The sequence below is a fragment of the Mycolicibacterium sp. ND9-15 genome (genome assembly GCF_035918395.1).
Classification (GTDB): Bacteria; Actinomycetota; Actinomycetes; order Mycobacteriales; family Mycobacteriaceae; genus Mycobacterium.
The window spans coordinates 4,288,703-4,303,318 of the sequence record NZ_CP142362.1; the positions used below are offsets into that span (position 1 = coordinate 4,288,703).

At 68.0% G+C, this 14,616-nt stretch carries 16 protein-coding genes and 1 pseudogene; 12 read left to right on the forward strand and 5 right to left on the reverse strand.

The window, feature by feature from the left end:
* Window positions 1–9 precede the first annotated feature (9 nt).
* Window positions 10–816, reverse strand: a complete 807-nt coding sequence (locus QGN32_RS20510) for an SDR family NAD(P)-dependent oxidoreductase (RefSeq protein ID WP_326546091.1) — start codon at window positions 814–816, stop codon at window positions 10–12.
* 35 nt (window positions 817–851) lie between these two features.
* A complete protein-coding gene (locus tag QGN32_RS20515) occupies window positions 852–1,532 on the reverse strand; it encodes a hypothetical protein (RefSeq protein ID WP_326546092.1) in 681 nt (226 codons plus the stop codon).
* Window positions 1,533–1,644: 112 nt separating this feature from the next.
* On the opposite strand from QGN32_RS20515, the gene QGN32_RS20520 reads away from it, so the two are divergent.
* The 9 genes from QGN32_RS20520 to QGN32_RS20560 all read left to right on the forward strand — a co-directional run bounded on the left by QGN32_RS20520 (window position 1,645) and on the right by QGN32_RS20560 (window position 10,149).
* Complete coding sequence (locus QGN32_RS20520; protein WP_326546093.1) at window positions 1,645–2,457, forward strand: ComEA family DNA-binding protein; 813 nt, start codon at window positions 1,645–1,647, stop codon at window positions 2,455–2,457.
* A 5-nt stretch (window positions 2,458–2,462) separates the two neighbouring features.
* On the forward strand, window positions 2,463–3,269 hold the full coding sequence (locus QGN32_RS20525; protein ID WP_326546094.1) for a hypothetical protein: 807 nt from the start codon (window positions 2,463–2,465) through the stop codon (window positions 3,267–3,269).
* Complete coding sequence (locus QGN32_RS20530) at window positions 3,211–4,599, forward strand: recombinase family protein (RefSeq protein ID WP_326546095.1); 1,389 nt, start codon at window positions 3,211–3,213, stop codon at window positions 4,597–4,599. The genes QGN32_RS20525 and QGN32_RS20530 overlap by 59 nt, the downstream gene beginning before the upstream one ends.
* Window positions 4,600–4,842: 243 nt before the next feature.
* A complete protein-coding gene (locus QGN32_RS20535) occupies window positions 4,843–5,097 on the forward strand; it encodes a hypothetical protein (protein ID WP_326546096.1) in 255 nt (84 codons plus the stop codon).
* 114 nt (window positions 5,098–5,211) lie between these two features.
* Window positions 5,212–7,242, forward strand: coding sequence for an AAA family ATPase (locus tag QGN32_RS20540; protein ID WP_326546097.1), 2,031 nt, complete (start codon window positions 5,212–5,214; stop codon window positions 7,240–7,242).
* 415 nt (window positions 7,243–7,657) lie between these two features.
* Window positions 7,658–7,906 (forward strand): hypothetical protein, encoded by a 249-nt coding sequence (locus QGN32_RS20545; RefSeq protein WP_326546098.1) that lies wholly within the window; start codon window positions 7,658–7,660, stop codon window positions 7,904–7,906.
* Complete coding sequence (locus tag QGN32_RS20550) at window positions 7,888–8,205, forward strand: hypothetical protein (protein ID WP_326546099.1); 318 nt, start codon at window positions 7,888–7,890, stop codon at window positions 8,203–8,205. The genes QGN32_RS20545 and QGN32_RS20550 overlap by 19 nt, the downstream gene beginning before the upstream one ends.
* Window positions 8,206–8,566: 361 nt before the next feature.
* Window positions 8,567–8,818 carry a hypothetical protein gene (locus QGN32_RS20555; protein ID WP_326546100.1) on the forward strand — a complete coding sequence of 84 codons (252 nt, stop codon included), beginning with the start codon at window positions 8,567–8,569 and terminating at the stop codon, window positions 8,816–8,818.
* Between the two features lie 230 nt (window positions 8,819–9,048).
* Window positions 9,049–10,149 (forward strand): hypothetical protein, encoded by a 1,101-nt coding sequence (locus QGN32_RS20560; protein ID WP_326546101.1) that lies wholly within the window; start codon window positions 9,049–9,051, stop codon window positions 10,147–10,149.
* Window positions 10,150–10,258: 109 nt separating this feature from the next.
* Here QGN32_RS20560 and QGN32_RS20565 read toward each other — a convergent pair whose 3' ends face one another.
* Window positions 10,259–10,597 (reverse strand): hypothetical protein, encoded by a 339-nt coding sequence (locus tag QGN32_RS20565; RefSeq protein WP_326546102.1) that lies wholly within the window; start codon window positions 10,595–10,597, stop codon window positions 10,259–10,261.
* A gap of 29 nt (window positions 10,598–10,626) precedes the next feature.
* Between QGN32_RS20565 and QGN32_RS20570 the strand changes: the two are divergent.
* Both QGN32_RS20570 and holA read left to right on the forward strand, forming a co-directional pair.
* A pseudogene (locus QGN32_RS20570) lies at window positions 10,627–11,451 on the forward strand (ComEC/Rec2 family competence protein); the annotation flags it as partial.
* Complete coding sequence (gene holA, locus QGN32_RS20575; protein ID WP_326546103.1) at window positions 11,448–12,407, forward strand: DNA polymerase III subunit delta; 960 nt, start codon at window positions 11,448–11,450, stop codon at window positions 12,405–12,407. The pseudogene QGN32_RS20570 and the gene holA, both read left to right, overlap by 4 nt.
* 30 nt (window positions 12,408–12,437) lie before the next feature.
* On the opposite strand, the gene rpsT is transcribed toward holA, so the two are convergent.
* A complete protein-coding gene (gene rpsT, locus QGN32_RS20580) occupies window positions 12,438–12,698 on the reverse strand; it encodes a 30S ribosomal protein S20 (RefSeq protein WP_326546104.1) in 261 nt (86 codons plus the stop codon).
* Window positions 12,699–12,855: 157 nt separating this feature from the next.
* Between rpsT and QGN32_RS20585 the strand changes: the two genes are divergently transcribed.
* Window positions 12,856–13,710, forward strand: coding sequence for a circularly permuted type 2 ATP-grasp protein (locus QGN32_RS20585; RefSeq protein ID WP_442791734.1), 855 nt, complete (start codon window positions 12,856–12,858; stop codon window positions 13,708–13,710).
* A gap of 14 nt (window positions 13,711–13,724) precedes the next feature.
* Here QGN32_RS20585 and QGN32_RS20590 read toward each other — a convergent pair whose 3' ends face one another.
* Entirely contained in the window at window positions 13,725–14,585 is an 861-nt protein-coding gene (locus tag QGN32_RS20590; protein ID WP_326546105.1) for a ribonuclease Z, read from the reverse strand.
* Between the last annotated feature and the right edge of the window lie 31 nt (window positions 14,586–14,616).

The following is a 14,616-nucleotide window of genomic DNA, read 5'->3' on the forward strand; positions in this document are numbered from 1 at the left end:
TCAACGTGATCACATGTGGGTGCCGCCGTCGATGCGGACTTCGGTGCCGGTGACGAAGTACGCTTCCGGCGCCGCCAGCATGGCCACCACGGCGGCCACCGCGTCGGGCTTGGCGAACATACCGTCGCCGTCGACCGGCAGCGTCGGCAGGATCTTGCCGAACAGCGTGTAGTCGGCGTCTGCCGGAAGGCCCGGCCCGACACTCTGGCCGGATTGCCCTGTGCCGTCGGTCATTCCCGAGGAGATCGAGCCGGGCTGCACACAGTTGAACCGGATGCCCTCCTTGCTGAACTCCAGCGCCAACGTGTGCGTCATCGCCTGGATGCCGCCCTTGGACGCCGCGTACGCCGACATGTACGGGTGTGCGAAGTTCGCCGACGTCGAACTGAAGTTGACGACCGCGGGCGCAGTGCCGTTGCGCAGCGCGGGCAGGGCTTCGCGGATGACGAGGAACGTCCCGATGAGGTTGATGCGCAGGACGTGCTCGAAGTCGGCGAGCGTGGTGTCGGCCAGATGTGCCGACCGCAGAATGCCCGCGGCGTTGACGAGTGCGTCCAGCCCGCCCATCGCCGCGACGGCGGCCGACAGCGCGGCGACCACAGAATCCTCGCTGCCGACGTCCATCACCACGGTGGTGAGCCGGCCGCCCGTCTCGGTGGCCTTGGCCTCGGTGTCGGCCAGTCCGGACTGGCTGACGTCGGCGGCGACGACGGTGCCGCCCTCGTCGAGAATCCGCAGGACCGTGGCCTGGCCGATGCCCGACCCGGCTCCGGTGATCATCACCCGGCGGTTGGTGAATCGCTGCAACATCGCCATCGGTGGAATGGTAGTGCGTCGGCGGGATTCCGGGCCTATTCCGGGTCGGGCCCGGCGAGGTCGCCCCGCTCAGACTCCAGTGCCTCGGTCTCTGCGGGCAGCGACAGTGCCACGCCGAGCGCCAGGAAGAACAGAATGAACAGCGGCCCGCCGAGGTACAAGTTCATCGGCCCACCCGGGGAGATGAAGCTTCCCGGCGGTCCGATGATGGTGATCGTCTCGATGAGCTGTTCGACGGCGAAGACTGCGGCGACGATGCCGAGCCAGTGTGGGAATCGCCCTTCTTTGGCGGCCAACAAGATTGGTGCGGAAACCATGATGTTGGCCACGGTGAGGACGGGTCCCGACATCGCGACCACGTCGGTGATCGCCCGCGCGGTTCCGGAGCCGAGCTCGCCGGGATGCAGCGCCAGTCCGGCGGTGAACCACGTCGCGATGCCGATCTGGACGAGGACGACGGCGGAGCCGATCGTGAACACGAAAGCGTACGGGCCCGCCAGCCGGTCCCGAGCGTGGCCGAGGACCACCACCAGTGCCAGCGAGCCGAACGCCAGCAACAGGGCCTGGGTCCGCAGTGCACTGGCGTGCTCGTTGATGTGGGCGACGAGGTCGAGGCCCGGCCGGTCGATGCCGGGCTGCGCGGGAACCGTCAGCAGCGCAACCGCGTAGAGCACCGCGAACGCGATGGCAGCGACCATCGGCACTCGACGATCCACAGCAACACTGTAGACATCCGCGTTATCCCCAACGCTCATTTCATCCACAGGGCGCGTCGCCGGCCGCCACTGGCGCCTGTCGTCGTCGGCGTTCGTGCCTAACTTTTCAACCATGCGAACCGAATTGCCCGCCGAGAGGCTGCAGCGCCGGCTCGGTGCCGAGGTGGAGCCCGACACCGACGACGATCATCGTCGGCCGGACACGTCGCTGACCCGCTGGCTGCCCGACACCACGGGCAACGGCCCCGCGGGCTGGATCGGCGCCGCGCGTGCCGATCCCGGTCGAGCCGGTGTCATCGCGCTGGCCGGCATCGGTGTGCTCGCGCTGTTGATCACGGTTTTCGTGCTGGTGCGTGACGACACTCCGGTGGTGACCGCCGCCAAACTGCCACCGGTGCAGATGGTTTCGTCGGCGAGCCCGACACCGAGCGCGGGATCGGACGAACCCGTCGTCGTCAGCGTCGTGGGCCTGGTGCACAAGCCGGGACTGGTCACGCTCGCGACGGGTGCGCGGATCGCGGACGCGCTCACCGCGGCGGGCGGGCCGCTGGACGGCGCCGACCTGGTGGGGCTGAACATGGCAAGGCGGATCGCCGACGGTGAGCAGATCGTCGTGGGTATCGAGGCGCCACCGGGGGAACCGGCCGCGATGGGCAGCTCGGTCAGCCCGGGCGCCGCGGCGACCATTACGCCGAATGCGCCGGCGACAGGGGTTGCCGACGAACCGTCGGGAGGCAAGGTGGACCTCAACACCGCGACGGTCGAGCAACTCGACACGCTTCCTGGCATCGGCCCGGTGACCGCCGCCGCGATCGTGGCCTGGCGCGACGCCAACGGTCGGTTCACCAGCGTCGACCAGCTCGGCGATGTCGACGGTATCGGACCCGCGCGGCTGAATAAGCTGCGCGACCTCGTCCATGTGTGAAGCCGGTGACCGACGCCGGCGCTACCCCGCTCGATCTGCGCCTGGTACCGGCCGCGTTGACCAGCTGGGCGGTCACCGGCGCGGGAATCGTTTGGCAGACCGGCGGTTCGGTGGCCGCCGCTGTCGGGGCGGTGGTCGCGACCGCGGTGCTGGGGTGGTGGGGTAGTGGCCGCCGGGCGGAGGCCGACAGGAGAGGTCTCGGCGCGAGTGTCCTCGCGGTCGCGGTGGTCGCGACGGCGTTCGGCATCGCGATCGGCTTACGGGTCGACGAGTTGCGCCAGCATCCGGTCACACAGCGCTACGGCACGGTCGCCGCCGTCGTGCTCACCCCGACAGAGAGCCCGCGAACGCTCGGCGGGAACCGGACGATGTTCCGCGCTTCCCTGCTGTCGATGGACGATCACGAAATATCGGGCCAGGTGGTGGTATTCGCGTCGAGCCTCGACGTGGCCGACCTGGCGGCCAACACACCGGTTGCATTCCGGGCCCGGATCGGCAGACCCACCCGGCGCGACCTGAGCGTGGCGGTGCTGTCGGTGGTCGGTGACCCCACCTACGGCGAACCGGCCGCAATCCACCGCGCGGCCAACGACGTGCGCGCAGGCTTCGCCGACGCCGCACGGCGGTCGCTGCCCGCCGATCAGGCCGCGATGCTGCCGGCGCTCGTGCTTGGCGACACCTCTGGGGTGCCCAACCAGATGACGGCCGATTTCCGCGCGGCGGGTTTGACGCATCTGAGTGTATCGTATTTGCATGGAATCAACGGGCCGTGCTGCCATCTACACGCGAATCAGTGCCGATGCGAGCGGTGAAGCGCTCGGCGTTCAACGACAAGAGGACGACGCCCGCAAGCTGTGCGCTGAGCGTGGATGGACCGTAGTCGACGTTTTCTGCGACAACGACCGCAGCGCGCACAACCGGCGCAAGCAACGACCGCGCTACCTCGCGATGCTGGAAGCCGTCAGGGCGCGCGAAATAGACGTCATCGTCGCCTGGCACCCGGACCGCCTGCACCGGCAGATGCGCGAGCTGGTCCCGTTTATCGACCTCGTCAACGAATACGGCGTGAAAGTTGAGACGGTCACCGCTGGCGCATATGACCTGTCCACGCCTTCGGGTCGCATGCAGGCCGGAATCGTCGGGCAGGTCGCCGAATACGAAAGTGAGCACAAGTCGGAGCGCATCCGCCGCAAGCTAGAGGCGAACGCCGCAGACGGTTTGCACCACGGCGGATGCCGCCCCTACGGCTGGACCAACGACAGGAAAACTCTCGACACCGCCGAGGCGGCCGTCGTGCGGGAAGCGGCCGCGCGCGTACTGGCGGGAGAGAGCGTCAAGGCGATCGCGCGGTCGTTGAACGATGCCGGTCATGTGACCGCGACCGGTCGGCCGTGGCGCGATGTGACTGTGCGCGACATGCTGCTACGGCCACGTAACGCGGGCTTGCGGATTCACCACGACGAGGTCATCGGCGAGGGAAAATGGGCGCCGATTCTGCCGGTCGCCGACTTTCACCAGATCACCGCGATTCTGTCCAATCCGGCCCGCCGAACCAACCCCGGCCGCGACGGGCGCGTACACCTGCTCTCGGTTATCGCCCGCTGCGGGGTGTGCGGCGGCCCGATCACCGTCGCCAGAAGCAAGCCGTACAAAGGCGAGTCCAAGCCGATATACCGCTGCCGGGCGGCGCACGTCATCCGCGATCTGGCGTCGGTGGATGACCTCGTTACGCGCGTCATCGTCGGTCGACTCGCCCAGCCCGACGCCGCCGAGTTGCTCGCCGAGCCTGAGCGCGCCGACGAGGCGCACGCCGCCGCGGTGCGCGTCCAAGAGTTGCAGGACCGTCTCACCGACGCAGCCGAGGCGTTCGCCGCCGGGGCGATCACTAAGGCGCAGTTGACGACGATCAGCGCGGCGGTGCGTCCCAAGCTCGACGAGGCGAAGCTCGCCGCCGCGTCGCCGAGCAGAGCGAAGGTACTCGGCGACCTCGTGAAGTCAGGCGACCCCGCGAAAGTGTGGGCGGCGTTGACCCCGCAGCAGCGCCGCGCCGTCGTGGATCTGCTTGTGGAGGTTCGCATTCTGCGGACTACCAGCGGGCCGCGGTTCGATCCCGAGTCGGTGGAGATCACCTGGAAGGCTTAGGCCAGTGTGTCAATACCTATGACGAGATAGCAAGGGCGACAGCGATATCCGATTAGTAGCGCGACTGCTATGTGCTACAGTCGACAGCACGAAGACAGGCTCGTCTAGTCGGCGGGACCGTTCGCGAGGCGCATTGTCGAGGGAAACCCGGGCTTTGCGTGCACGGCGGTTTCAGCCTTGACGTACTGTCCGCCGCTGGGGCGGGTCGCTAGCCGAGAGGGCTTACCGAGAGGTGAGCCCTTCATGTCCGAAGTTCAAGTCAGATCCGCCGCCACCCGCGTCGCGCGGGCGGCCAAAGCGAAAGATCCGGCGGCCGAAGTCGATGCCCGCCGCGACCTCGCCGAGGCAAAAATCGCCGACTACGTCACCCGTTGTCTTGCGCAGGCGCCGCCGCTGAGCGATGAGCAACGCACCCGCTTGGCCGAGCTTCTACGGCCCGTCCGCGCCGAAGGTCAGGATGATCCACGGATCCTAGACTTCCGCGGCGGTGTGCGGTGAACACGCCCGAATGGCAGCCACGCTGCCGCGATTGCCAAAGGGTCTTGACCCGCTCACAAGACCGCGCCCGCGGCGGGCTCTGCAAGCGCTGCGCAGCGCGGGAGGCGACCAACGATGCCACCTGAAAGCGAAGTGGCGGCCTCCCATGGGGAAACCACCACTCACCAGCCTGCTGAAGCTGACACCGATATTACCGGCTACAGCGACATTCTCGACTACCTGAACGCCTGCTACGGCGACCAGACCGGCCGGGCGCACGCCGCCATCGGCCGCGACCCGCACCTCGTCGACGGCAAATACAAGCATCGGGTGTGGCAGGAGAATCACTCCGCATGGCCCGATGACGCCGAGGCGCTGGCCCGCACGCTGGCCGAAGCCAGCCACGACGGCGACGTGTACGTGTGCCCTTACCTCATGTGGACCGACAAACGCACACCCGGCGGCGCCGTGGGCCGCATCCTGGTACACGCCGACGTCGACCGTGAATGCGATCCGCAGAAGGTTCGCGATCTCGGCGGGTTCGCCGTCGCTTCGGGCACATCCGGTCACGCCCACGTCTACGTGCCGCTGTCCGAATCGGTTCCGGCGTATCAGCACAAAGCGCTCGAGCGCGCCCTGGTCGCGCACTTCGGCGCCGACGCCAAGATCAGCGCTAACGACGTGCTGAGGCCGCCGGGCACGCTCAGCTTCAAGCCGACCGTGTTCACGCCCGGCGCCGATCCGGCGCCCGTCACATGGCTGATACCGCCCAACGGTGACCGAGCCAACCCGCACACGCTGGCGTCGGAGCTCGGCGTGGTCCTGACCGAGTCGACCGTCAAAGGGCGCAACGGCGAACAGGTGACCAGCTCGGCGATGACGACCACGCCCGCGGGTGTGCCCGAGCCGGTCAACCTCGACGGCTATCCGACGGTGCAGGCGGCGCTCGCCCTCGACACCGGCGACCGCTCCGAGGACACCATGCGCGTCGTCGGCGCGTGCTATGACGCCGAGTTAGTCCTCGGTCAAACGCGATCGGTAGTCAGCCGTCGCGCCGATCTGGCGCAACGGCTCGCCGAACGCAGCGACGACGACGTACTGACGTGCTGGCTCAAGGTGGTTGACGACCGGCAGAACCGCAAGTGGATGGACAGCGGGCAGACCGCCAGCGGACCGAGCGACGATGGCGACAGCGGCGGCGGGCAGACAAAGCCGCCAACCTACGCCGGGCTGCTGCTCACCCGCTCCGCGCTGCGCACCCTGCCCAACCCGGCACCGCTCATCGATAACGTGCTCGACAAAGGAACCTGTGCGCTGCTCTACGGGCACCGCGGGACGTTCAAGACGTTCATCGCACTCGACTGGGCTCTCTGCGGCGCTACCGGCCGTCCCTGGCAGGGCAGGGCAACAGAGCGCGGCCGGGTGCTCTACATCGCCGCTGAGGGGGCATTCGGGGCCAAAGGGCGCATCGACGCCTGGGAAACCGGGTGGCACACCAGCGTTAGCGACGAGAACTTCGCGGTACTGCCGCGACCGGTCAACCTCAACACGCCCGCCGACGTAGCCAACCTGGGGGCGCTCATCGACTGGGGCGGCTACAGCTTCGTTCTCATCGACACAATGGCGCGATGCATGGTCGGCGCCGACGAGAACTCCGCCAAAGACACCGGCCTTATCGTTGACCGGCTGTACTGGCTGCTCGACAGGACACCCGGCCGTCGCGGTGTCGTGCTCGGCGTGCATCACACCGGCAAGGATGCCAAGACGCTACGCGGAAGCTCCGCGTTCGAGGCTGGGGTGGACACCGTCTACTCGACCACCCGCGACGACGGGGTGGTCATCCTCAACCGGGAGAAGCGAAAAGACGGCCCCGAAGCCGACCGCCACGAGCTGAGACTCGACCTCATCGAGGGCTCGGGAAGCGGCACCCTTTCGGCCGTAAATCTCTCCACCTGGGGGGTGGAGAGACCGGAGCGCGCGGAGCGCTTATTCGCCACCTTCCGCCACTATTTCTCCACCACAGGCGCCAGCAAGTCCGAGCTTCGGAAGGTGAGCGACCTAACGGACGGCACGTTCTACCGCGCGCTCGATGACCTGCTGAAATGCGGCGACCTCATCAACGACGGGACCGACAAACGACCGTTCTACAAAGCGGTCGTGAAATGAACCTCTCCACCTCTCTCCACCTCTCTCCACCCCCCAGCCACAAACTCTCCACCACCCCCCAACCCCTAGGGGGTGGAGAAGTGGAGAGGTGGAGAAGTGGAAACCATCAGAAAGGAACAGCCACATTGACCAGGACAGCCACACGCGCCGGGCCAAACCGCCCCTATCCGAATGTTGTCCGCATAGGCACGAAGTCGCAGCGATGGGAAGCGCGGCGCGTGTGCTCTCGACCGGCAGGGATACCCGACGAAGGCTTCGCACGGTCAGCGATGGCGCGATGGTATTGCGCTAAAACCGCAGGTGGAGGACGAGGGGTGACGCAGGTGACGCAAGAAACTGTTCCCCTACGCGCGCGCACATATAGCCGTCATACATTCGTTGCGTCACCTGCGTCACCCGACGACGGGTCGACGTCATGAACCGACGCCAGCGCCGAGCCAAAGCCCGCGACCCCCGATCGGCCCGGCGCATCATCGAACTACAGCACCGCGTCGACACAACCGGGCTACCCGGCGTCATCCACGGTCTGACCGACGCCTGCGCCGACTGCACCGCCGAAGGCGCGATCATCCTGCTACCCGGCGGTGACGCGATCGGCCACGTCTACCACGACGACCACTGCCCGGCCGCCGCCGGCATCGTGCAATGGCGCCCAGCGCCGTGAGCCGCTCCTCGCGACGCCCCGTCGACGCCCACCGCCCGGGCTGGCTCACACTCACCGCGGCGATACTGCACCGCGCCCCACGATTGCCCGGCGCGCTGTGCCGCGACCAGCCGTGGATGTTCGACGCTGACGACGCCGCCAGCCGTGACGCCGCACTGCGCCTGTGCCAGCGGTGCCCGTCGCTGCCCGACTGCCGACGCTGGGTGTCGTCGCTGCCGCATGCGTGGCGACCCCCCGGCGTCGTCGCCGGGCGCTACCGAGGCCGGGTCACTACTGACAACGAAGGGGCCAGGGCATGACCGCAATCAGTCTGCGGGCCAACGCATCTCGGCTATCGCGCATCGGCCGAAAAGCGTTGCGCGGCAAGCGGATTCATCCGCAGGGTTTGAGGGCGATTAAACCGCCATCAGGGTTTGCTGTAAACCTGTTCATGCTGGTAGAGGCCACTTTTTTTGGTAGCTGGAGTGCCGGACAGTACCCTGGCCGCTCGCTATACATCCCACGTTTTCCGAACAGGTGTTCGAATACCGCTAGATTGATTGCGCCGCAACGCATTTCGCGTCCTGCAGGCAGTCGAAACCGACTGGAACACAAGCGATTCCGCCCATTTTCGCAGGTAAATGCCGGTATCGGACCGGCGACGATTGAACGGAGCAGGACATGAGCAGACCACCCTATGCGCCGCGCAGTCTCGGCGCTGCGGGCCGCCGACTGTGGCGCGACGCCCTCAAGCGCTACGACGAGTGGACGCCCGGTGAGCGCATCATCCTGATCGAAGCGGCGCGCACCGCGGACCTGTGCGAACGTCTCGGCGCCGCGTCGGCGCGCGACAACTGCCCGCGCTCCACGCTGGTCGAACTGCGCCAGCAACGGTTGGCGCTGGCGAAGCTCATCGCCGAACTAGGAATTTGAGCCGGTATGCTTGGAACCGTCCGCCGTTGCGGGCTGTGGGTTCGACCGCCGTTGCGGTCATCCACTTTTCGAGGGGTTTCGGGCCGTTGTCCGCATATCCTTCGGGGCCGACGCCAGATTCGCGCGCCCCAGGCCGCCGGGCCTTTTGTCCCTTTCATCCCTTCGGTTGTTGCGGTGCGCGCGCTGGCGTCGCGCCGTCGCCGAATTTCCCCACGAAAGTTGGAACTGATATGAGCACACGAACCGATGTTGACGCGCTCGTAGAGCTGTCCCGCGAGGAACGCGAGGCGCGTCTGCGAGCCGCCGCCGAGCGTGTCGAGACGCGCGCGAATCGCTGCGTTGCCGAGGGCCGCGACCTCACGCCGCGCGAAGATCAACTCATACGCGACGACCGCGCCGAGCTCGAAGCGCTGATGGCGGCGAACGCGATTGCCGAGCACTCCGAGCGGATGCGATCAGCGGTCGCCACAGCCGTCGAGACCCGCGGCTCGCGGCCCGAGGACAGCGGTCAGCTCGCCGAGTTCGCGCAAGCGTTGACCCGCGGCGTGCCCGCGCGTGTGCAGATCGAATGCCGCTCGATCACGTCGGCCAACGCCGGGGCGCGCGGCGCGGTCGCCGTCGAACAGTTGGGCCGGCCGCAGTGGCTCTGGCAGGCCGCGGGCATCCCGTTCACTCCCGCGGACAGTCTGACTGTCTCCGGGCCGCTGTACGACGCGCTGGTGGCGCAGACGGCCACCGACGAGGGCGGCACAAAGCCCGCGATGGGCGATCCGGCGCTGGCGTCGGCGACGCTTAAGGCGTTCGCGGTGACGTCGGTCGTCTCCGATCAAGTCATCCGATTCGGTGTCGGCGCTGCGGCGGTGTCCGAGCGGCTCGCCGCCGAAAGCGTTTTCAGCGTCAACGCGGCGATAGCCGACGCGCTGGAAACCGCCGCGGGCACACCTGTCACCTACGCCACGAGCGCCAGCCATATGGCCGACGCGGGCATCGCGAAGGTGTGGGCGCAGACCGGCGCCAAACCGACCGCGCTGGTGATCAACAGCGCCGACTATCCGCTGTTGGCCGATAAGGCCGCGGTCGGCCCCGGTGACACGGTAGGGGCGCCGGTCGTGGCGTTCAACGGCACGACGCTGCTGGTCAACGATGCGATCACCGCGGGCATCGGTGTCGTGGTCAACGGCGCGGCGTTCAGCGCGCACGGCACCGACGTGCTGCTGGCATCGCTGCCCGACCTCGACAACAACACGGTGAAGCTGCGGGCCGAAACGTATTTCGCGCTGTTGCAGCACGACGCCGGGGCCATCGTCGCGGTTGATTTGGTGACGCCGTAGACCACCCGGCGCGCCGTGGGGTTTTAGTGGATTCCCCCCACGGCGCGCCGGGCACAAACGGCGCATGCCGTTGGCGTGTCTCGCGTGTCGGGTGGGCGACGCGGGTTCGTCACCGGATGTCGTCGGAATCTCCGGTTTCGTTGCTCAACTGCCGAAGGCAGGCGGCGACGATGCCCGCAAATTCGCCGCGTGCATCGGCGGTCGCCGCGATGTGTTTCGCCGCTATCTCGTCGTTGCCCATCGCGTTCGCGGCTACCAGCGCGAGCACGACGGCGGCCTGCCCTATGTCGCCCGATGCCTCAAGGCTGCGAACGTCGGCAGCCATCGCGTCAATGGCTGCCTCGCGGTCGTCGGTCAACGCGCAGGCGTGCGCGATCATCTGCCATGCTGCCGCGGCGACCGGGTATCCCTGCACTTCCGCGTGCAGGTCGTCATTCTGTTCAGACATTCTGGACCTTTCCATGCATTCGTCACACCTTGACGCATCTGACCGCGGTCTCGGGGGCGAACGTCACGATCGTGTGCGGGGCGGTGCTGTTGACGGCGGGATTGATCGGCCCGCGGGCGGCGGTCGGCCTCGCAGCGGTCGCGTTGCTGGCCTTCGTGGTGGTCGTGCAGCCGTCGGCGAGCGTGCTGCGCGCCGCGGTGATGGGGGCGATCGCGCTGTTGGCGGTGTTGTCGCACCGGCGTCGGCAGGCCATCCCGGCGTTGTCGGCCAGCGTGCTGCTGCTGCTGACCGCCTCCCCGGAGTTGGCCGTCGACATCGGCTTCGCGCTGTCGGTGTCGGCGACTGCGGCTCTCGTCGTGCTCGCCCCTGCGTGGTCGCGGCGGCTCGTCGACCGCGGCTGGCCCAAGCCGGCCGCCGACGCGCTCAGCGTGGCCACCGCCGCACAACTGGTCACCGCGCCGCTGGTCGCCGGGATGGCGGGAACGCTCAGCGTGGTTTCGGTCGTCGCCAATGTCGCGGTGGCGCCGGTGATCCCGCCGATCACCGTCGTCGGTACCGCCGCGGCCGCGTTGTGCCGGATCTGGCCCGCCGGCGCCGACCTGCTGATCCGCTTCACCGGACCGGAACTGTGGTGGCTCCTGAACATGGCCCGCTGGTCGGCGGCCGTCCCCGGGGCGTCGGTGCCGGTGCCGTCGGGGCTGCCGGGGCTGATCCTGATCGCCGCCGGCGGCATCGTGGCGGTGGCCGCCTGGCGGTGGCGCTGGGTCCGGGTCGGCGTGGGTGCCGCCGCGGTGTGCCTGCTGGCGTGGACGGTGTCGGGCCTGTCGGGTGGTCGTGACACGATCGTGGGGTGAGCGAGGCAGCGCGGTTGCATCTGGTGCTCGGCGACGAGGAGCTGCTGGTCGAGCGCGCGGTGGCAACAGTGCTGCGGGAGGCGCGCAAGCAGGCCGGCGTCCATGACGTACCGGTCGATCGCCTGCGCGCGGGGGAGGTCAGCACCAGCGAGCTCGCCGAGCTTCTGAGCCCGTCGTTGTTCGCCGACGAACGAGTCGTGGTGTTGGAGTCGGCGGCCGAGGCGGGCAAGGACGCGGTCGCGCTGATCGCCGACGCCGCGGCGGACTTGCCGCCGGGCACCATGCTCGTCGTCGTGCACTCCGGCGGCGGGCGTGCCAAGGCGCTCGCAGATCAGCTTACGAAACTCGGCGCGCACGTGCATCCCTGCGCGCGTATCACCAAGGCTGCCGAGCGCGCCGACTTCGTCCGGCGCGAGTTTCGTGCGCTGAAGGTGAAGGCCGGCGACGACACTGTAAGCGCCGTGCTCGACGCGATCGGCTCGGACATTCGGGAACTGGCGGCGGCGTGTTCGCAGTTGGTCACCGACACCGGAGGCATCGTCGACGCGGCGGCAGTGCGTCGCTACCACTCGGGCAAGGCCGAGGTGAAGGGGTTCGACGTCGCCGACAAGGCGGTCGTCGGCGACGTCGCGGGAGCCGCCGAAGCCCTGCGGTGGGCGATGATGCGCGGTGAACCGCATGTCGTGCTCGCCGACGCGCTGGCCGAGGCGGTGCACACCATCGCGCGGGTGCGGCCGCTGTCGGGTGACCCCTACCGGCTGGCGTCAGAGCTGGGGATGCCGCCATGGCGGGTGCAGAAGGCGCAGAAACAGGCGCGGCGGTGGTCGAACACCTCGGTCGCCGAGGCGATGCGCTTGGTGGCCGCGCTCAATGCGGACGTCAAGGGCGCCGCGGCCGACGCGGACTACGCGCTGGAGGCGACGGTCAGGAGGGTCGCCGAGCTCATAGCAGATTGAGCGGGCGGACTATCAGAGCTTGTTGAACGCTCAGAGCTTGTTGAACGACGAGGCCAGCGCAGATTTGCGGTTGGCGGCCTGGTTTCTGTGGATGACGCCCTTGCTGGCGGCCTTGTCCAATTGGCGGCTGGTCGACGTCAGCAGCTCGCGGGCCTTGTCCTTGTCGCCGGCCTCGACGGCCTGCCGGAATCCGCGGACCGCCGTGTGAAGCGACGACTTGACCGACTTGTTGCGCAGCCTGCGGCGCTCGTTGGTCTTGATCCGCTTTTCCTGCGACTTGATGTTGGCCACGCGTGTAGTCCTTCGTAAATCCGGTAGGGGTTTCCCAAAGTCTGGTAGGCGCCCGACAGGCGGGCAGCGAGTGTTCAGGCTACCAGCGGAGAGGGTAAATGCCCAAAGTGAGCCTGCTGGCCTGCCGAAATGTCCGAAGTGTTGCAGCATGGCACGGGTGACCCTGCGAACCCCGCCGACCCAGTCCGCGCGACTGGCGCGGGGTGCCGGTAAGCAGGCCAAGCGCTATGAAGGTGTCTTCGCCGGCTACAACCACGTCGGAAGCGCGTTCGACGAGACGTTCGACCCGCAGGGCAACGTCCGGGGCCCCTACAAAGGCATCTACGCCGAGCTCGCCCCGTCGGACACCTCCGAGCTGGAGGGGCGTGCCGAGGCGCTCGGGCGCGCCTTCATCAACCAGGGCATCACGTTCTCGCTGTCCGGCCAGGAACGGCCCTTCCCCCTCGACCTGGTGCCGCGCCTGATCTCCGCGGCGGAATGGACGCGCCTGGAACGCGGCATCATCCAGCGGGTCAAGGCGCTCGAGCTCTACCTCGACGACATCTACGGCGAACAGGAGATCCTGCGTGACGGCGTCATTCCACGCCGACTGATCACATCCTGTGAACACTTCCACCGTGAGGCCGCTGGGCATCGTCCCGCCCAACGGAGTGCGGATCACGTCGCGGGCATCGACCTCATCCGGGACGCCAAGGGCGACTTTCGGGTGCTCGAGGACAACCTGCGCTCGCCGTCCGGGGTGTCGTATGTGATGGAGAACCGCCGAACCATGGCGCGCGTGTTTCCTAACCTGTTCGCCACCCATCGGGTGCGTGCCGTCGGTGACTACTCCTCGCATCTGCTGCGCGCCCTGCGCAACGCCGCCGCCAACAACGTCGCCCCGATCAACGAGCAGTACGTCAGCGTCGGTGTCGGTCGCGACTACTCCGATGTGAGCCCGCTGAAAGGGATCTACTCCGGCGAAGGGTCGACGGACCTCGACGTTGTCGTCGAGATCACCCGGCTGGCCTGAGCGCGTGGGTACGGCTACCCGGCCGGCTTGGTACCGACACCGGGATGAACCTCGACGCGAAGCAGGTCATCGCCGAGCTCGATCTGCCGGTCGAAGTGCTTGGCGGCCAACGCGCGCCAGTTGTCCTCCTGACCGGGCGCGATCGCCGGGACGTAGTGGGTCAGGACGAGGATGCCGACGCCCGCGCGCGCCGCGGTGGCGGCGGCCTGCTCGACCGAGGAGTGGTAGTCGCAGATATCGCGGATGCGCTGCTGTGGCAGCAGTTCGACCAGGTCCTTACGAATCGCCGTATGCACGAGAGCGCCTGCGCCCGAGGCCAGCTCGTCGAGGCTTTCACACGGCACGGTGTCACCGGCCAGCACCACCGACGCGTCGGCGTGCTCGATCCTGAATCCGATCGTCGGGGCGACGGGCCGGTGGTCGGTGGGCGCCACGCTGATCGCGACGCCGTTGCTGCCCCACACGACGCCGGCGGTGACCTCCTCGATTTGCACGGCGGGCGGGGACGTGAGGTCGTGGTGGTGCGCGATCCGGTACCGGATGTCGTGGCCGAACGCCTCGAGCGTCGCGTCGACCACCTCGGCGGTGCCCGGCGGTCCGATGATCGGCAGCGGCGCCGGGTCGGGTGAGAAGGTACTGATCCACCGGGTGATGAGCAGGTCGCCCAGATCCGCGATGTGATCGCTGTGCAGGTGCGTCAACAGCAGCGCCGACAACCCGTTGGCGGCGGCGCCCGCGGCCGTCAGGCGTTGCTGTACGCCGCGGCCGCAGTCGACCAGAAACGTCTGCCCGCCCGCGCGGACGAGCGTCGACGGGCCCGCGCGTCGCGCGTCGGGAATGGGGCTTCCAGTGCCAAGCAGCGTGACCTCGATCATGGCCCCAGATATACCTGACGTGGTCCCGCAA